Genomic DNA, 17,799 nt, shown 5'->3' with positions numbered 1-17,799 from the left:
GGTAGGTAATATGCGCGACATATACATACCAGCATCAACAACTTACGTGTATCAAGTAGACGGTGAGGTTCGTGGCTTTTATTCGCTTTATGAAGGGATCTTAGCGGCGATCTTTGTCAGTTCAGAACATCAAGGCAGTGGTATTGGTAAGCAACTTATCCAACACGCGAAGCTTGGATATCCGAACTTGTCTTTAAATGTATATAAAGAAAACCAAGCGACGATTCAGTTCTACTTGTCCCAAGGCTTTTCTATTGTGAGTGAACAAGTTGATGAACATACAGGACATCAAGAATACACTATGTACTTAGCTTAGGTCTGATAGCTAAACCCGAAAGAGCAGTAACTAGGAATCGCAACTATATGGACATGGTCAAAGCTGATATTTCGCACTCAAGTGTCTTTCATCACTATGTGAATGCATGCGCTGAGGATGGGCTAGATATTTATACGGGCATTTCCGATGGCAGTGATGCGTATTTGAAAAGGCGAATTGCTTATTCAAAAGGTGAGGGTTTGCCAGAAGGGTGGACGCCTGCTTCTACTTATTTTTGTTTCGAGTCTGGACGTATTCTTGGAGTGATAAGAGTTCGTCATGGCACCAGTCCGTACATTCACGATGTCATTGGACATATCGGGTATGAGACTTTGCCACAAGCGAGAGGGCGGGGTATCGCAAGTCATATGTTGTCTTGGGTTCAACGGCACATATTGTCCGAAAGCGCTATTATTACGTGTGAGAGGGGCAATATAGCTTCGCAAAAGGTCATTGAGAAGTGCGGTGGACAATTCCTGAGTACCTTTTGTTCAGAGCAAGATAAACACGAAGTCTTACGTTACCAACTAGAACCAAAATGAACATTTAAGCGTGGCATTTTTGGGTTTTATCGGGGTTACTATGTCCCGGTTTAAACGAAAATGAAGCCATAGCCAATTATTGTTGGAGGTATTTTGAAGTATTCAACAAGACCTGCTCAGTCATCAGATTATGAATTTCTGTTCGAGCTTAAGAAGGCCGCTGAGTTTGAACCAATCAAGGCCGTATTTGGCTGGGATGAACAAATTCAACGAGATATACACGCCGAAGAGTGGGCAGAAGAACGCCCTGAAATAATTGAATATCAAGATAAAGCGATTGGTAGTGTGTTGTTGCAAGACAAGGGCGATCACTTCTATTTTTGCCGATTCTTCTTACTACCTGAGTATCATGGGAAGGGCATTGGTAGCCAAGTATTGAAAGATTGTTTAACTAAGGCTGACTACCTCAATAAACCCGTCGAACTTTTTTACCTGCAAGGTAATCGAGTTGGGGATCTGTACTTGAGGTTTGGCTTTGAAATCACCTCGCAAAACGATCAGTTTGTCTATATGTGGCGTCAGTAATTCCAAGCATTAGTTATTAACCTCAACGGTACAGTTCGCCATTGAGGTTTTTTGTTTTGGTTTTCAATTTAAGATTTAATCGCCAACAGTGCTCCGAAAGTCACTAAGCCAAATCCACATGCTTGATTGAGTCTTTTCTTTGCTCTCAATAGATGCTTTTGCAATGTACTCGAAGTAAACAGCATAGCGACAATTCCAAACCATAAGCCGTGAAGAACGATCATATAAAGCCCATAGCCGAGTGCGACATGCTGGTTTTCTGCATCAGGTGAGATGACTTGGCTGAAGATGCTTAAGAAGAACAACATGGTTTTTGGGTTGAGTACGTTACATAAAAAGCCTTGGGCTAAATAGCGCCAAACACTGGTGCTTTGCTTTGCACCTTCTATAGGTGCAAGTTTGTTGTCCGCACTCAAGATACCTTTTAGTCCTAGATAAATAAGGTAGGCTGCGCCTGCGTATCTGATCATGTCAAACAGCTGTTCATTCTGTGAGATTAAGTAACTGATCCCAAGCATTGAATAACTGATGTGAACACAAATCGCTAAACTCACACCTATTGCAGTCCAAATCCCTGCTTTTCTTCCTTGATTGACACTGTTTTTCAAAACTAAAACGAAATCAGCTCCCGGACTAATAACAATCAATAACCCCAATACTGCTAGGCTTAACCACTCCATAATGACTCCAACTCTTTATATTTGATGAGCCAGCATTGTATGGTTTTTTATTGCTGCCTATAATCGAAATGAATTCCACTATCTGTGAGAAAAAATCACACATGAGACATTTGAAAGCATTTCATATTTTCCACGTAGCAGCGCATTCGAGCAGTTACAGTGATGCGGCGGATAAACTCAATATCACACATGGCGCAGTGAGTAAGCAGATCAAGGTATTGGAAAATCACTTATCCCAAGTTTTGTTCTACAAACAGGGCAGGAATGTGTGTCTCACCAAAGAAGGGGAATTACTCAAAGGTTACACAGAGCAAGCGTTCCAAGCCTTGGAGACTGGAGTCCATAAGCTTAATCAGCTGAATCATCAAGCGTTGGAAGTCTCATGCGAACCCACATTGACCATGCGTTGGTTAATGCCTCGACTCGGTGATTTCTATAACGAATCCGGAATTGATGTTCGCTTGTCTACCGCAGGTGGGCCTGTGACATTAGGCGCAACTGGATTAGATATGGCAATTCGCCGAGACGACTTCAACGTAACCGAGCACTACAAACAGATTCCGTTAGTAGAAGAATGGGTTGGCCCTGTGTTCTCGCCTGATTATTGGCAACAGGTCAAAGACAAGCTAGCCGATGTGAAATTATTGCACAGCAGCACGCGACTAAACGCTTGGAGCCACTGGGCATCCATCACCAAAGATAGTGAATTTGATAGCCGAATGGTGTCGCAAGCTATTTCAAGCCAGACATTTGCACACTTCTATTTTTGCTTTCAAGCGGCCGTTGATGGGCTAGGAGCTGCTCTTGGTTCTTATCCATTAGTGGTTGATGATTTGAACAGAGGCAACTTAATCGCACCGTTTGGCTTTGTACCTTCCGGTCATCAGTACATATTACTCACACAAGATGACAACTGCGATGAGCCAGAAAGTCCGTTTGTGGTTTGGCTGAAGAATGAGTTATCGCAGTGTGTTCCAACCTTATAGGAACGATAGCCTCCGACCTAGAAGTTGGCTTGTCTTATGTCAGACTTTAGTTCGTTTTGGATACAAAGTTTTTGGCAAGTTCATGGGGCGGAACACCAAAAGTTTTCTTAAAGGCGCTGGTGAAGTTAGAAGGGTGCTGATAACCCGCTTCATAGGCGGCCTCGGTGATTGAAACCAACCCTCGTTCTAAATGCTGGCGTGCGATCTCTAATCGTCTCAAACGGATGTAACCGTTGATTGTCATGTTGTATGACTGCTTAAAACGCCTTTGAATATTAGATACACTCATCGAAAAGTGCTCAGCAAGCATTTTTAGGCTCAGCTCTTGGTCGAGATGAATTTCAATAAAGCAGATTACAGCCTCAATTCGTTCGTCATAACTTTGATGTTCAATGTTAGTTGCACGTGTCGCTGGTTTTGTTACTTTTGGTTTAGTTTGGTAAGCCAGACAGCAAGTTTGTGGTAGTTGATGCATCGAATTCTCAAGGATCTGTTGAGTTAAGGATTCTATATGCAACTTCTGATGGAAGTTATTGGGTGAAGAGCAAGTCGTCAATTCTTGTGTAAGCTTCCAGATTTCTTCCGTCACTTCTAATTGGAAGTTGGCATTATGTGTATTGATGAAGTTTCGGCATTTACACTCTTCGGTTACTCGAGATTCGAACCATTTTGGTTTGACTAAGATGTTAATCTTATTGAGTTTATTGCTTGCTGTCATCACTCGACGGAAATTGGCGGGTTTAGTGAGGTTGACCACCACACCTTGAGGTTGATGAGTGGCATCGAGATCAAATTCGAGATCATCGTAACCAAATGACAGCTTACCTTCCAAAAGAATGGTGATCAGAACTGAAGCGTGAGCGGTAGAGATTATCTTAGTATCGACGAGCTCAATACAGCGGCCACCGTGGATAAATATTAGTTCATTATATTGATAAGAAAGAAATTTCCCCTCAGCCAGTGATGTCTGTGTAGTTTGACCTTGTGTGACAATAATCTGCTTTTCTGTTTGCTCCAACTTTTTAGTCAGAGTGACTTTGCCAATTTTAGCTTGTTTAGACGTTACTTCACCCATTTGACCGTTCCTCATAACATCTGTGCGTTTTTGCATAAGCAAATCATCTGTGCATTTATAGGTTATAACCTTATCATAATTGATAATTATTATCATTTACATCTAGGATTGAATCTATGGAAAGCCCAGTCAGATCAACAATTAAGCTTTCAGCCCTCTATATCGCAATTGCCAGCACGTTTAGTAGCTCTGTTCTTGCCGAAGAAAGTTCATCGCACTTCGATGAAGTTGTGGTGTGGGGAACGAAAGTCTCAAGCAACACTGAATCGATCATTGCAGATGACATGTCACTGAAGCAAGCTGACCATATGTCAGATTTGCTGCGCGAAATCCCCGGAGTTGATGTTGGGGGAACGCACTCGATCAACCAGCGAATTACCATCCGTGGACTCAGTGAAACTGACTTAGACATTCGATTAGATGGCGCTTCTCAGCACGCCAACATGTTCCATCATATTGGTAATTTGACTCTTAACCCTGACATATTGAAATCAGCGGATATCCAAGTAGGTAACAACTCGGTGACGCAAAATGGTTTAGGCGGTTCAGTGCTGTTTGAAACCAAAGATGCCAAAGATCTACTTCGCTACGACGAGACTTTTGGCGCTCGTGTTTATGGCGGGTATGCCACGAATGCAAGCCAGCAAGGTTCACTTACTGTGTATGGTTTGTTGTCAGATAACGTCGATGCCATGCTTTACAGCCATTACATGAGCCGTGACAACTTTGAAGATGGTGATGGTACTGAAACCTTTGGCTCAGAAGGGGATGTATACAATATTCTAGGTAAGATTGGTTTTGAGCCAAGTGACTTACACCGTTTTGAACTTTCTTATGATATGTACCGTGATAACGGTGATTACAGTCCACGCCCTGATATGTCGGGTGGTACGAACGTGGGTTTGTCTAAAAACATCCTCATTCCCACCGATTACAACCGTGACACCATCACGGCCAGCTATGAGCTGCGTGGTGAAAGTCATCAAGGTAACGTGACTCTATACAACACGGAAACTGAGATTCAGCGAGATGAAAGTGTTATGGCACCACGTTGGCCTTCTAATCGCTTATCCAAAAACACGGCTAAAAACCAAAACTTTGGTCTCAACGCAAAGTTCCAATCCGATTATCGCCTGATGTCGTTTGATAACATCGCGACTTATGGCTTTGACTACATGGACAAGTCATCGAGCAGCTATTACGGCAGCAGCAAGTTTATGAACGAGTCAGCAATCTCTACAGCCCTTTTTGTTGAAGATCAGTTCTACTTTACTCAAGCATTCTCGGTCACGGCAGGGCTTCGTTTTGATGATTACCAACGTAAAGCAGAAGTTGGTAGCGAAGATTTTGACGATGTAACTTGGTCGTTGGCTACTCAATGGGATGTTACTCAAGATTGGACGCTGTTCGCGAGTACACGTTCGTTGTTCAAAGGCCCTGAGTTGATGGAGAGCTTTATTGCTTACCAAGATGTCGCTTATTTGGCTAACGATCTGAAGGCTGAGACAGGGCAGAACACGCAAGGTGGTGTCCGTTTCGATAAACGCTTGGATAATCACTTTATTGGTGCCAACCTGACAGTATTCCAAACTAATATTGATGACTATATTGCCGAAAAGTATCAACGTGCAAGTAAGAGTTATTTGATTTATAACCTAGGTGACGTTGAGATAAAGGGCTTCGAGGCGAGCTTATCTTATGGCTACGAGAGGTTTAACAGTAAGCTGTCTTATGCGCTTTCAGAGACTAAAAATAAAGACACAGGCGGTGCAGTAGCAGGTGGCAATGGTCGAAGTATTGATATGGGTGACAGCATTACGCTGACACTCGATTATCAGTCTGAAGCGCTTGAGACTATCTTTGGTTGGAATTCAATGTTTGTTAAAGACGAAGACAATGTATTCGATGGTCAGCCGATCAAAGAAGGCTATGACGTTCATAACCTGTTTGCTCAGTGGGTGCCTTCGAATCTTGATGGATTGTCTGTCACCTTTGGTATCGATAACGTGTTTGATGAGCAATACACCTCACACGCTTCTCGTTCAGGTACGGCAAGAGGCTTTACCTTGGATGACTATGAACCAGGCCGTAACTACAAGCTTTCAGCTGCGTATCAGTTCTAGAGAAGGCTCCAATTCTTAGATTTGGTTGGAGCGATAAACTCACGGTCGTAGGGATCCGGAAGGGGTATTGCTCGAAATTGAAGTTATCCGTTTAAGTCATTCTAGTGAAAAGAAAAGCGCCTCTCGAGCTCTTGAGCAAGAAGTCGAGAGGCGCTTTAGTTTTATTTATTATTGTTTGAATCACTCAATAGGCAAAGACAATACACCGCCATTGAGTTCGACTTGTTTTAGCCATTCGGTTGGAATTCCGTCATCTTCATCGTAGAAACACGCCGCTAATACCGCGCCAATCACAATCGCACGCCCGCAGCTGTCACCGCCACATAAGATATTGTCTCGAATACCTTGTTTATAGCTCTGAGCACCCGCAATGATGCGAATCAGCAAGGGAAATGCGGCACTCAGTTCACAATGCAATCCAAACTTCTTCGCGGCATCTGTTATTGAAAGCTCAGGTTCAGCCAATGCTTCATCGATTTGATCATGTATAAATCTGCTGCAAGTTTGTCGCACCATTTCTACGGACTGTAATGGTGAGTTGCCTTGAATCGCTGCTTGAATCAACAGGGTGATGGCTTGCGCCCATTCCACGGCTTTGTCGTTGTTGTTGGTCACTCGTACCGCGCTCTCTACCATCGCTGGTAAGGTGTGAGAGGTATAAGTACAGGCTACTAATGGAATGATCTTTGAAACTGCGGGGAGCTGCGTATCGTCTGCGCCACAGGCAGTAATCGGGGCGTCCTCTAGTTCTAATTGATGGATGTTCAACAAGCTCATGCGCGTTGCTTTATCAATGTAGCCTTGCCAACTGCCGCCAAAATCAAACCAGAAGCGGAAATGTTGAATATAGTTCGCTTCATCGTATTTTTGGTTTTCGACTAAGCTGTCGACCATCGCCAATAACTGAGCACCATATTGCGATTGCTCGCCTGCGGTTTTACCTTGGTGCGCAAAGTAGCCTTTGTCTTGATAATCGAACCGATTCGGTGAGCGAAATTCAGGCTCAAAACCAGCCACGTGTAAGATCCTCTCTTGGTCATACAGCCAGTGCAGCCCCATTGAAGCGGCGTCTCCAACCAATGCGCCAACAACGGCGTAAAAAGCTCTTTCTTTATGATTGTCCATGTTGAGTGATGTCCTTGAGAAGAATCAACGTAGTTCGATACTTTAAGTATAGTGATTAGGCGAGCATTTTGCTGTGTTTCTAATAAGAAATATGAAGGGATAAATCCTGATTGGTCAATAGCTTAAACCAATCAGGTGAACTTGATAAGGGAAAGGAATGGTCGGGCGAGTCGGTACTATTAATTAATGACGTTACTGATGGTTAAGGTAAGCACTAGAACGTTGTTCAATCACTTTGAACAGACGCGAAAGCGCAAAGCATAAAGCAAAATATACGAAGCCTACAATCAGCCAGATCTCGAAGATCAACCCCGATGAGTTTGCCATCTCAGTACCAACAAACGTCATCTCTTGGATCGAAATCAGAGACACAATCGACGTGTCTTTAACCAAGGAGATTGCTTGGCCTGCCAATGGTGGGGTGATGGCAGTTAATACTTGTGGGCCAACCACAAATCGATACTTAGACAATGCAGACAAGCCAAGCGAATCGGCCGCTTCCCATTGGCCTTTAGGAATACCTTCTAAACCCGCTCGAATCACTTCCGCAATGTAAGCCGAAGAGAGCAAACCAATACAGATAACACCAGACGCTAAGTTTTCCCAAAGGTTAGCAGGACCAAACAGAAAGGCTTGAACAGCGTTAATCTCGCCATTGTGTTCACGTAAGATACTTTCTAAACCAAGTAATGGAATCAGTTGGTTAGAAACGAAGAAATAGAATATGAAGACAAACACCAGTGGCGGAATATTTCGAACCAACTGGATAAAAATCAGTGCCGGTGTTTTGAAGAAAGCGATCTTTGAGTGTCTTGCTACACCTAACAATGTGCCAAAAGAGAGTGCTAACACCATACTCCAGACACTCAAGCGCAGTGTAGCGATCAAGCCTTGGAAGAAGTAGGGAATACTGCCTTGAGAAGGTGGAATGAAAATTAGGGTAAACGCATCTTCCCAGCGCCACTGGTAGTTGATACCAACAGCAGAACGATAATAAAGCCAGCCTGCAAACACACAAATGACAGCGAGTAACACGCCATCCAAAAGGTTAAGGCGTTGATACCAAGGCTTCATATAAACGTTGGGCTTAGGTGTTGTTAATGCGCTAGTACTACTCACGTCATTCCTGTTTAAACAATAATAATTAGTAGGCTGTTTTGTTGAGTTTTAGATCATCATTAAAGCGAATCAAGTTGCCGAATCGAGGCAGTGCAGACAACGCACTGCCTCGATTCACTAGCAAAAGTTCAGATTACTGACCTTGAGCAATCTGGTCCTGCCAATCTAGAGTAGAGAACCAGTACTCGTAACGCTCTTTCAACCAACCGTCTTCAGTACGTGCTTTGATCCATTCGTTGAAGAATTCTGCCTTGTCAGTTTCACCTAGGCGAACTGCAAATGCTTCGTTACCTTTTGATAGACGCTCTTCAAATGGAATAAATAGCGTGTCTGCATTTTTTATCGTTTCGTGTTCTGGTTTCGGGCTAGACGCGATAACCGCGTGCGCGTTGCCGTTTAACACTTCTTGGAATGCTTGAGCATCGTCATCGAACTGTAGAACTTTCGCTTTAGGGAAGGTTTCACGAGCGACTTGAACCGTGAATGCTCCACGACGTGCTGCAATTTTTACGCGGCGAGAATCAAAATCAGAGATCTGAGTAAAACCTTCCGCTAGCTCTTTGTTAGCCGCCAGTTGAACGCCAGAGTGCGAGTAAGGTTCAGTGAACAATACGCTTTTAGCTCGCGCTTCAGTGATAGACATACCGCCGATGATTACATCAAATTTTTTCGATAATAGAGAAGGGATAATACCGTCCCATGCCGTAGGTACAAATTCGACTTTCCAACCAGAATCTTCGGCAAGGCGTTTCGCCACGTCGATTTCAAAGCCAACGAGATCGCCTTGTTTGTTACGCATCGCCCAAGGAACAAATGTCGACATCCCAACGCGCAGTGAGCCACGTTCGTTGATTTTATCGAGGTTAGGCGTTTCAGAAGCAAGTGCAGGCAAACTTACGGCAAGCGCAAGTAGGGCTGTAATCGCGGTTTTAAATAGCTTCATGCTGATAAATCCTTATTGTGTTCGCCAGTTAGCCCCGAGCTTATGCTCAAGCCAAGCAGCAACGGCAGAAAGTGAAAGTGTAAGAGCAAGATAAATGATCGCCACAGAGAACCAAATCTCGAATGGCATCGCGGTTTCAGAAACAATGTTTCTGGCTTCAGTCGTCAGGTCAAAAATAGCCATGACACTCACAATTGAAGAGTTTTTAATAAGAGAGATCACTTCATTAGTCAAAGGTGGCAAGGTACGTTGCACCACCTGAGGAAGAATCACATCCCAGTAAGTATAGGTCTTTGATAAGCCCAAGGATTGAGCTGCTTCAAATTGTCCTCTCGCAATACCATTTAAACCGGCACGAAATATCTCGGCGGTGTAAGCGCCTTGGAAAAGTGCCAAGGCTAAAACGGCAGTGCTAAAGCGATCCAGCCCTAACACGGGGCCAAATACAAAATAGAGCAAATAAATTTGTACTAATAACGGCGTGTTACGAATCAACTCAACATAGCTGGTGGCTAAGGTGCGTCCAACCACAGAATTTGAGTTCCTCAATAGCGCCGTCGTTAAACCAATGATCAGCGTAGCAACCAAAGAAATCAGAGAGATATTGATGGTAACCAGTAGCCCTTCAACTAATTCTGCAGGCCACCATTCACCATCTTCATAGAAAGCAATATAGTCCGGCACACGCTCCCATTGCCAGCTGTATCCCATGGTTTGTGCGCCAGAGTCGAGAATCCAAACAACAGCAGCCACCAGTACAACAATCTGTACCAAAGCAGATAGGGCGGGTTTAATAATTCGAATCAACATCAATAAGTCAGGATCTGATTTAGGAACGCTTGAGTACGTTCATGTTGAGGGTTTTCAAAGAGCGCTTGTGGCGTATTCGATTCCACAATTTGTCCTTCATCCATGAAGATAACGCGGTCGGCCACTTGTTTCGCAAAGCCCATTTCGTGGGTCACACACACCATGGTGATACCTTCGCTCGCCAGTTCAACCATCACGTCGAGCACTTCGTTGATCATCTCCGGATCAAGCGCTGAAGTCGGTTCATCAAAAAGCAGTAATTCAGGCTTCATGCACAGCGAACGGGCGATAGCTACACGTTGTTGCTGACCGCCAGAAAGTTGTACTGGGTATTTGTTGGCTTGTTCAGCGATGTGTACGCGCTCGAGATAGTGCATTGCAAGCTTCTCGGCTTCTCGTTTGCTTTTTTTCAGCGTACGTATTGGAGACAGAGTCAGGTTTTCAAGCACGGTAAGATGGGGGAATAAATGAAAATGCTGAAACACCATTCCGACTTGGCCAGGTGTGTTGAATTTACTCGGAAGTACTTGTTCTAACACGCAAAGCTCGCCACTTTCGAAAGGTTCTAGCTGATTGATACAACGGATTAAAGTTGATTTACCCGAACCTGATGGCCCGCAAATCACCAGTATCTCTCCTTGTTCAATCTTTAAATCGATATCCTTTAGGGCATGAAAATCACCATACCACTTGTTAAGTGACTTAAACTTAACCATTTCCTTGAGATTGTTCAAATCGTTGTTCATACCTAATAAAGAGACAGGTTTACCTTAACAATATAGAAATATGATTGCACATTAAATTAAGGACTTATGAGAATTTAATAGCATCTTGTAGGGCTAATTAAAAAGCAGCGCCTGATTTGGACGCTGCTTGAGGATATACGCAAAGGCAAAGAATTTGGTTCAGTTTCACGGAATAAATTTTTAGATTATGGTGATTTTCTTTAGAACCTTGTTTTCCTTGCTCTAATTTTGACTGCTATTGAATTGCAGACTCTAGAATCTCGCGTGTTTTCTGAGGCGTGATTGCTTTGTTCTCGCCAAGCTCTAGGTAACCGTGTGATTCAAGTTGAGCAACAACGTTGTCGATTGCTGCCGCTTTCGTTGCTTCGTAACCGTCGAACATAGTTGCAACGTCTAGGCTGTGGTAGAAGGCTTCGATTGCAGCAATAGTGCGCTCGGCTAAATCAGCACCCGCTTCTAGGCCAAATACGTTGCGACCCATTTGCTCTAGCTTGCCACGCTTCGCTTCGATTTGATTACGAAGTAGTGAAGGTTGAACAATCGCAAGAGAACGTGCGTGGTCTACGTGCCATAGTGCTGTGAATTCGTGGCCAATCATATGTGTTGCCCAATCTTGAGGAACGCCAGTACCAATCAGGCCGTTAAGCGCTTGGTTTGCAGTCCACATTAGGTTTGCACGCCATGCGTCGTTGTCACGCTCGTCGTATTGCTTACCCAGTACAAGTAGGTTCTTAAGCAGTGTTTCTGCGTAACCGTCTTGAACCATCGCGTCTGTTGGCATTGTGATGTATTGCTCACATACGTGAACCCACGCATCAACTAGACCGTTGATCAGTTGGCGCTCTGGCAGAGACTTCATTACGTCTGGGTCCATCACCGCGAACTTAGGTTGTACTGCAGGGTTCATGAACGCCAGTTTCTCTTGAGTCTCTTTACGAGTGATTACAGCACCCATGTTAGATTCAGAACCTGTCGCAGGGAGTGTCAGTACAGCACCAATAGGGGTTGCTTCAGTAACTTGGTGTTTGCCCGCTAGGATATCCCAACCGTCGCCGTCGTATTTAGCCGCTGCAGCAACGTATTTAGAACCGTCGATTACTGAACCACCGCCAACAGCGATAATGAACTCTACGTTTTCTTCTTTAACAAGAGCGACGGCTTTATCTAGCGTCTCTTTGGTTGGGTTAGCTTCAACACCAGCGAACTCAATCCAAGCGTGATCCTTTAGAGAAGCGACAACTTGGTCGTAAACACCGTTGCTTTTGATTGAACCGCCACCGTAGATGACTAGTACTTTCTTCGAAGTATCAACCGCTTGGCTGATAGCGTTGATTTGGCCTTGGCCGAAGTGGATAACTGTAGGGTTAACATAAGTGAATTGCATTAGAGATTCCTTGTGTAAAGCTCAATTTGTTATTTTATTTGATTGCTCAATTTCTATATTTGCATATTAGTACAGTAATCTAGGGGGATGAAGAGCTGATTCTCCAAATAAATTGCCTATTTCTACAAAATTGATATTCTTTCTCTGCTTTAGCTTACTTACTCTTAGCACTTGGAATGGAAAGTCGCCACTTATGAAAACACTCGCGCAGTTGTTACAGTCTTATGTAGAACACAAAGGTTGGGATGATCTCGAAGGGATCAGAGAAACTGAAATTGGCGGTGTGTGGTTGTATAGAAGCAGTGGCGGGAATCAACGTCAGCCATTCACTTACCAGTCGGGTATTATCATGCTCGGGCAGGGCAAAAAGAACATCTATATTGGCGATAGACCCGTTACTTACGCTGCTGGTGATTATCTTGTGGTAGGCGTGCCAATGCCATTGGAGTGTGAAGCCTTACCTGTAAATGGCGAACCATTGCTTGGTTTGTCGATAAGCATCGATTCTCAGCGCTTGCACAGCTTAGTCAAAAAGCTGGAAGACCAAGGCTTTCTAGAGAGCTATTGCAACAAGCACAAGCAGAATTCGAGCGGCTTAGAATCGACGCCAATGGAAGAGCAAATGCTGGAGAGCTTTACTCGATTGGTCAAAACTCTACATTGTGACATTGAAGCCAATATATTGGGCGATGCCATGGTCAGCGAAATTGTCTACCGCGCCCTAACCGGTTCAGAAGGGCGTGTGCTGTTTGATTTAGCTCATCATGACGGCCATTACGCACGTGTCGCTAAAGCGCTGTCTAAAGTGCATGAAGAGTACGACCAAACCATCACTGTTCAATCGCTTGCCGACGAAGCCAACATGAGCGTGTCTGCCTTCCACAATGCATTCCGTAATGTCACCTTTGAATCTCCTCTTCAATATTTGAAGAAGGTAAGACTCAACAAAGCCAAAGAACTGATTCAGCTAGAAGGCCTTCGCATCAGCGATGCTGCTCGCCGAGTCGGCTACTCGAGCCCATCCCAATTCAGTCGCGAATTTAAGCGCCACTTCAATACCACTCCAAGAGCGGTTTAGCTCTTCTTTCAACGAAACTATCTGTTGAGAGCTATGGTGTTGAGAGCTATGGTGCCAAAAGCTATGGTGTCGATTGCTCTTCGTTGATGCCATCGTGATTCCTGAAAGTCCCATGTCTTGGCTGAACACCATACTTCTCATGTCATCCCCCTGAGTCTCATATTTGTTGAATTATATGAGTAAATGTATCTAATCATAGGCATTGTCAGATTGTAGGTATTTGATTCTCGAATATATTATTAACGTACTTATATAAAATAAGCTCTCGAAAATAATTAATTAAATAGCCTAAGAGTTTATGCACGGGTATAAGGGATAAAGTTACTAACCTAGCTAGTAACGGAGTTTTAGTGTGAACAACCTATCAAATATCATCTAAATTTTGGTAATTATCCTTTCAATTACCTGAGAGAGTATTCAGGATTATTGAATAGACTTAAAATTAAAGAGAATTTAGCAGTTGATAAAGCCTAATGTGACGGATAATTAGTCGCTTGATGACTAATTATCCTGTAACTTGCTGATTTATAGTCAACTGAGAGTCTGATGTATATCACGTTTACCCTAAAATAATTCACTTAACATGGCGCTACTTTAATCATTCTTTCCAATACGATTGTTAAATATAAATACGTATTCCTATATTATTAAAAGGATAATTCCGATGAGTAGCGATATCATTAAAATTTCAAGAAATACTGAAAATGCACCAATTAATTCTGTATCTACACAAACGGTCGCTTTTTCTCATTATAATAACTTTTCTGCTCAACTGCCTGTTGACCCTAAAACAGGTGAAATAGTTATTGGAGATATTAAAGACCAAGCAGCACAATGCTTGAGTAATATTAAATCTATTGTTGAAAGCATTGACCATGTTATGGATGATGTCGTAAAGATCAATATTTTCGTTAAGAATATTTCTGATATCGATGCTATTGATGAGGTTTACGCAAGCTTCTTCAACAACAGCCTGCCGACACGTACAGTCGTGGGTGTAGCTGCGCTACCGAACAGTGACGCTTTAGTTCAAATGGATGCTCTTATTTCAAACGGCGAAGGTACTAAACCACAAGCACCTTGCGCACTAGTTAAAGTCTCAAGAAATACAGACAATGCGCCTCAAAGTGCTGTATCGACGCAGACAGCGGCTTTTTCTCACTACAACAACCTTTCAGCTCAATTGCCTATCGATGTAAATACAGGTGAGTTGGTTTCAGGTGGTATCACAGAGCAAACGACACAATGTTTAGCAAACATTAAAACGATTCTAGAGAGTATCGGTCATGTCATGAATGATGTGGTTAAAACCACTATCTACCTTAAAAATGTTGAAGATGCAGAAAAGGTAAATGAAGTTTGCGCTAAGTTCTTCCCAAGTTATGTACCAGCGCGAACGGTTGTTAATGCTGCTGAACTACCAATGGGCGCTTTAATTCAAATTGATACATCCGTTTCACATGGCGACGGTACACCGCCGCAATTACCAGAAGACACTCGCTTGTTGGTTATTGAAGCTAATAATACTGTCGATGCCCCTTTCATGGCTTATTCGCACACCGTTGCTTTCTCTCACTACAATCATATTTCAGGCCAATTACCTTTAGACCCGAAAACAAATGAAATGGTTGCTGGTGGTGTAAAAGAGCAAGCGGAACAATGTTTACAAAATATTAAGGCGATCATTGAAAGTGTTGATCATAGTATGGACGATACTGTGAAAATTAATATTCAGCTTAAAAATGTTTCAGACATTGATACAGTGAACGAGGTCTACACAACATTCTTTAATGCTGAATTACCGGCAAGAACGGTGGTTGGGGTTTCAGAGATTCCTATGAATGCTCTAATTCAAATTGATGCAGTCGTTTCCAACTGCGAAGGTACACCACCACAAGACGTCGTTGCTTAAATTAATTGCACTCTTCTCAATAATAGCGATCAGATCTCGGCTTTAGCTCTTAAACATTGAGTCGAAACATAAGCCGGCGGTCTGATCTGCTAACTCCCCACAGATACTGCCAATCCCAAGCCTCGCTACATAACTTATTCGAAGCGATATAATTAAGCTTACACTCGACATATGGTGCTTATTGAGTCGAAGTGTCTTAATATGAAAAACAGATGCTTAACGTAAGAAAGAAAACCAGTTTATGCAATTTCGGGCCATTTTACTGCTATACCTTACCCTAGTAGGGTGTTCGTCCAATCAAGAGTTGGTACTCGACCCAACAACTATCACGCTTTTCTATGGTGAGACGTCGATCTCGGCGGGTGTGTTAGAAGATAAAACATTTAATTCGGTTCTAGCCGATAGAAGAGAGAGTGTTACTTTCTCGGGCTCACTATCAAAGCAAAACTCAGGTTACTTAGTTGATATGTTAGTGATCAGAGAAAATAGAGCACCACGTTCAAAGCGCCAATTAAACACCTTACTTCTTATGAAGCCGGGAGAGTTAGTGGATGTTGGCGGTGTGAACAATGATGTGTTCAGAGTCATTTTAGAGTAACAATCCCGAAGTAATCAATTAATGTGAAAATTTTCTTTACCTCAACCTAACTTCAAGTCTTAAGCTTCTCTTACCCAATAAGAAGGAGCTTATTATGCAAAATAACTACGTAAAAGAACTCGCCGTTAAAACTTACCAAGAAGAACTTCAGAAAGAGTACGTTAAATCTAAAGCTAGACCATTCCACGGCCCGAGTTTTATCGGCGGCGTACTGTTGTCAGTCGTGTTGGTTGGGTTGTTTTATTGACTTGAAAGCGTACAGGCCATTGAGATAACTTACTGCAGGATACTAATAGCCTAATTGTTGTGAAAGCTAAAATAATCAGAGGTATCGAGATAAACATAGTAACCTTAATTGCGTTATCTTCTACCGATGATTTGGCAAACTCACAGTAATACTGGCCAAATATATCCAGTGACTACCCATTCGACAGTAAATTAGTGTAATTACACTAAACTATTCATTGCAGATTGCCTTGACCAGCCTTTATGTAGCTTTACTACCTCAGTGCTGATTTGTACTGGATGATTCTGCTAATACTTACAACAACGTTAGCTGTTGACGACTTTACGTTGCTATGAACTATGACTCTTCGTTAGTTTCTCTATCATCAATTATTGTTCAGTTAATTATACAGAGCAGCTTCCTTTTTATTTGGTTTTATCCATCAAAATGTCCTGCTCTCCTTTCAATGGAGATTTCCCATATATTCAGATGGTTGAGGTTAGGATTAGGTGTTTGCGTTAGGACTTAACTTACTCTCTAGCGTGCATTTGATTACATTTATGGTTTGTTTCACTTCCAAACAGATTGGTTTCATCAAGGGTATGTGGTGATGTAACCCAGATAAAGTTGCTGATTTCAATCCCTCCCCATTAAATCTCGCGATCACTGTCAGTTTTTTATAGCGTAAATAAATACTAAAAAAAGCGATGCAATCATTACCCCCCTGAAATGGCACTGTGGCGTAATTTGGTGGCTATTATGTTATGAAGTTGTCGGGATATTACGGGATGTACAATATGCGGTTAGTGGTGTTTTCGTGCATGATATTTATAAATGTGCACAATTACACTCAATTCAAGTAGATGACTATTAAGTGGTCAGATTTGTTTTTATTTGTGTGAATCTCATAAGTAAGAATACAATCATTCTGTTGCATCGCAAAATGCGATGCATATCACTTTATTCGGGGTGCCGTGTTGTCTACTGTTAATTTACTTTGTCTGTTTTTTATTACACTACTAATAATATGCACATCATTTCATATGAAGTCGTCGGAAGGTAAAAAAAAGCTATCTTTTGTTCAGCAAAGACTTGAACGAGAACAAAATAAACAAAGGCTCAAACGTTTTTTCTGTGAAGAAACAGATTTACCTAACATCAACTATATTCAAGAAAAATTATTAAGAACAAACAGAAGTACCTACAAGATCATGCATGTAATCTGTGTTGGGAGATCTGCAGATTTCTATAAGTTTTTCGATTCAAAAACTAGTCGAATAGTTAAAACAGAATTACATCACTACCTAAGTGAGACACTTTCACCAAGGGTTATCGGTTTGTTTGAAGACAAATACATTGTTCTTGTATTTGAAAGCGATACTCCCTGGGAAGAAAAAAAAATCCTTGAGCAGCAACAAAAAATTCAATTCTCTTTGCCTCATGAAAAGAAAGTAGGCGATAAAACCCTAACTTTTGATTATTCTCTTGCCAGCATGATCTTATCTAATTTTGATAAACCCCAAGATAAAAATCAGTTGTTTAGAAGAATGGCTTACAGTGTTAAAAAGTCACTTCAATCTATTGATGGTGTCTACATATATAACATTAATG

The 17,799-nt window shown here is 42.4% G+C and carries 17 protein-coding genes and 1 pseudogene; 10 read left to right on the top strand and 8 right to left on the bottom strand.

The window, feature by feature from the left end; all coding sequences use genetic code 11:
• The 3 genes from AB4232_RS16940 to AB4232_RS16930 form a co-directional block, all read left to right on the top strand.
• Window positions 1–316, top strand: a 316-nt coding sequence (locus tag AB4232_RS16940) for a GNAT family N-acetyltransferase (RefSeq protein WP_372087602.1), incomplete at its 5' end; no start/stop codon positions are given.
• A gap of 47 nt (window positions 317–363) precedes the next feature.
• Complete coding sequence (locus AB4232_RS16935) at window positions 364–858, top strand: GNAT family N-acetyltransferase (RefSeq protein WP_372087601.1); 495 nt, start codon at window positions 364–366, stop codon at window positions 856–858.
• Window positions 859–951: 93 nt separating this feature from the next.
• A complete protein-coding gene (locus AB4232_RS16930; RefSeq protein ID WP_372087599.1) occupies window positions 952–1,383 on the top strand; it encodes a GNAT family N-acetyltransferase in 432 nt (143 codons plus the stop codon).
• 68 nt (window positions 1,384–1,451) lie between these two features.
• Here the strand turns inward: AB4232_RS16930 and AB4232_RS16925 are convergent, their stop codons facing one another.
• The gene (locus tag AB4232_RS16925) at window positions 1,452–2,063 is read right to left on the bottom strand and encodes a LysE family translocator (RefSeq protein WP_102541266.1); all 612 of its coding nucleotides are present in this window, start codon (window positions 2,061–2,063) and stop codon (window positions 1,452–1,454) included.
• A gap of 101 nt (window positions 2,064–2,164) precedes the next feature.
• On the opposite strand from AB4232_RS16925, the gene AB4232_RS16920 reads away from it, so the two are divergent.
• Complete coding sequence (locus tag AB4232_RS16920) at window positions 2,165–3,049, top strand: LysR family transcriptional regulator (RefSeq protein ID WP_017088862.1); 885 nt, start codon at window positions 2,165–2,167, stop codon at window positions 3,047–3,049.
• A gap of 46 nt (window positions 3,050–3,095) precedes the next feature.
• Here AB4232_RS16920 and AB4232_RS16915 read toward each other — a convergent pair whose 3' ends face one another.
• On the bottom strand, window positions 3,096–4,220 hold the full coding sequence (locus AB4232_RS16915) for a helix-turn-helix transcriptional regulator (protein WP_372087598.1): 1,125 nt from the start codon (window positions 4,218–4,220) through the stop codon (window positions 3,096–3,098).
• 20 nt (window positions 4,221–4,240) lie between these two features.
• On the opposite strand from AB4232_RS16915, the gene AB4232_RS16910 reads away from it, so the two are divergent.
• Window positions 4,241–6,247 carry a TonB-dependent siderophore receptor gene (locus tag AB4232_RS16910; protein ID WP_135381518.1) on the top strand — a complete coding sequence of 669 codons (2,007 nt, stop codon included), beginning with the start codon at window positions 4,241–4,243 and terminating at the stop codon, window positions 6,245–6,247.
• A 180-nt stretch (window positions 6,248–6,427) separates the two neighbouring features.
• Here the strand turns inward: AB4232_RS16910 and AB4232_RS16905 are convergent, their stop codons facing one another.
• The 6 genes from AB4232_RS16905 to AB4232_RS16880 all read right to left on the bottom strand — a co-directional run bounded on the left by AB4232_RS16905 (window position 6,428) and on the right by AB4232_RS16880 (window position 12,374).
• Window positions 6,428–7,372: an ADP-ribosylglycohydrolase family protein gene (locus AB4232_RS16905; protein ID WP_372087597.1), complete on the bottom strand. Its 945-nt coding sequence runs from the start codon at window positions 7,370–7,372 to the stop codon at window positions 6,428–6,430.
• Window positions 7,373–7,564: 192 nt separating this feature from the next.
• Entirely contained in the window at window positions 7,565–8,491 is a 927-nt protein-coding gene (locus tag AB4232_RS16900; protein WP_017102887.1) for an amino acid ABC transporter permease, read from the bottom strand.
• Window positions 8,492–8,624: 133 nt separating this feature from the next.
• Window positions 8,625–9,434 carry a transporter substrate-binding domain-containing protein gene (locus tag AB4232_RS16895; RefSeq protein ID WP_012600468.1) on the bottom strand — a complete coding sequence of 270 codons (810 nt, stop codon included), beginning with the start codon at window positions 9,432–9,434 and terminating at the stop codon, window positions 8,625–8,627.
• A gap of 12 nt (window positions 9,435–9,446) precedes the next feature.
• Window positions 9,447–10,244, bottom strand: coding sequence for an amino acid ABC transporter permease (locus AB4232_RS16890; protein ID WP_009845515.1), 798 nt, complete (start codon window positions 10,242–10,244; stop codon window positions 9,447–9,449).
• The gene (locus AB4232_RS16885; protein ID WP_012600470.1) at window positions 10,244–10,990 is read right to left on the bottom strand and encodes an amino acid ABC transporter ATP-binding protein; all 747 of its coding nucleotides are present in this window, start codon (window positions 10,988–10,990) and stop codon (window positions 10,244–10,246) included. The genes AB4232_RS16890 and AB4232_RS16885 overlap by 1 nt, the downstream gene beginning before the upstream one ends.
• 235 nt (window positions 10,991–11,225) lie before the next feature.
• Window positions 11,226–12,374: an iron-containing alcohol dehydrogenase gene (locus AB4232_RS16880; RefSeq protein WP_012600471.1), complete on the bottom strand. Its 1,149-nt coding sequence runs from the start codon at window positions 12,372–12,374 to the stop codon at window positions 11,226–11,228.
• 193 nt (window positions 12,375–12,567) lie between these two features.
• Between AB4232_RS16880 and AB4232_RS16875 the strand changes: the two genes are divergently transcribed.
• The 5 genes and pseudogenes from AB4232_RS16875 to AB4232_RS16855 all read left to right on the top strand — a co-directional run.
• Window positions 12,568–13,452: an AraC family transcriptional regulator gene (locus AB4232_RS16875; protein WP_009845512.1), complete on the top strand. Its 885-nt coding sequence runs from the start codon at window positions 12,568–12,570 to the stop codon at window positions 13,450–13,452.
• A 664-nt stretch (window positions 13,453–14,116) separates the two neighbouring features.
• Window positions 14,117–15,364 carry a RidA family protein gene (locus AB4232_RS16870; RefSeq protein WP_108155876.1) on the top strand — a complete coding sequence of 416 codons (1,248 nt, stop codon included), beginning with the start codon at window positions 14,117–14,119 and terminating at the stop codon, window positions 15,362–15,364.
• A 241-nt stretch (window positions 15,365–15,605) separates the two neighbouring features.
• Window positions 15,606–15,962, top strand: a complete 357-nt coding sequence (locus AB4232_RS16865; protein ID WP_009845510.1) for a hypothetical protein — start codon at window positions 15,606–15,608, stop codon at window positions 15,960–15,962.
• 94 nt (window positions 15,963–16,056) lie between these two features.
• On the top strand, window positions 16,057–16,209 hold the full coding sequence (locus tag AB4232_RS16860; RefSeq protein ID WP_017099010.1) for a hypothetical protein: 153 nt from the start codon (window positions 16,057–16,059) through the stop codon (window positions 16,207–16,209).
• A gap of 1,022 nt (window positions 16,210–17,231) precedes the next feature.
• A pseudogene (locus AB4232_RS16855) lies at window positions 17,232–17,799 on the top strand (hypothetical protein); the annotation flags it as partial.

Origin of the sequence: Vibrio sp. 10N.286.46.A8 (assembly GCF_041470165.1) — a bacterium.
GTDB classification, from domain to species: domain Bacteria; phylum Pseudomonadota; class Gammaproteobacteria; order Enterobacterales; family Vibrionaceae; genus Vibrio; species Vibrio tasmaniensis_A.
Note: the sequence above shows the minus strand (reverse complement) of the source record. Positions and strands in the feature narration are given on the sequence as shown.

Excerpts from the sequence above, each read along its gene's own strand:
- AB4232_RS16895 (WP_012600468.1), bottom strand. The coding sequence starts at position 9,434 with ATGAAGCTATTTAAAACCGCGATTACAGCCCTACTTGCGCTTGCCGTA.
- AB4232_RS16925 (WP_102541266.1), bottom strand. The coding sequence starts at position 2,063 with ATGGAGTGGTTAAGCCTAGCAGTATTGGGGTTATTGATTGTTATTAGT.
- AB4232_RS16885 (WP_012600470.1), bottom strand. The coding sequence starts at position 10,990 with ATGAACAACGATTTGAACAATCTCAAGGAAATGGTTAAGTTTAAGTCA.
- AB4232_RS16910 (WP_135381518.1), top strand. The coding sequence starts at position 4,241 with ATGGAAAGCCCAGTCAGATCAACAATTAAGCTTTCAGCCCTCTATATC.
- AB4232_RS16890 (WP_009845515.1), bottom strand. The coding sequence starts at position 10,244 with ATGTTGATTCGAATTATTAAACCCGCCCTATCTGCTTTGGTACAGATT.
- AB4232_RS16865 (WP_009845510.1), top strand. The coding sequence starts at position 15,606 with ATGCAATTTCGGGCCATTTTACTGCTATACCTTACCCTAGTAGGGTGT.
- AB4232_RS16935 (WP_372087601.1), top strand. The coding sequence starts at position 364 with ATGGACATGGTCAAAGCTGATATTTCGCACTCAAGTGTCTTTCATCAC.
- AB4232_RS16860 (WP_017099010.1), top strand. The coding sequence starts at position 16,057 with ATGCAAAATAACTACGTAAAAGAACTCGCCGTTAAAACTTACCAAGAA.
- AB4232_RS16875 (WP_009845512.1), top strand. The coding sequence starts at position 12,568 with ATGAAAACACTCGCGCAGTTGTTACAGTCTTATGTAGAACACAAAGGT.
- AB4232_RS16880 (WP_012600471.1), bottom strand. The coding sequence starts at position 12,374 with ATGCAATTCACTTATGTTAACCCTACAGTTATCCACTTCGGCCAAGGC.
- AB4232_RS16870 (WP_108155876.1), top strand. The coding sequence starts at position 14,117 with ATGAGTAGCGATATCATTAAAATTTCAAGAAATACTGAAAATGCACCA.
- AB4232_RS16905 (WP_372087597.1), bottom strand. The coding sequence starts at position 7,372 with ATGGACAATCATAAAGAAAGAGCTTTTTACGCCGTTGTTGGCGCATTG.
- AB4232_RS16915 (WP_372087598.1), bottom strand. The coding sequence starts at position 4,220 with ATGATAATAATTATCAATTATGATAAGGTTATAACCTATAAATGCACA.
- AB4232_RS16920 (WP_017088862.1), top strand. The coding sequence starts at position 2,165 with ATGAGACATTTGAAAGCATTTCATATTTTCCACGTAGCAGCGCATTCG.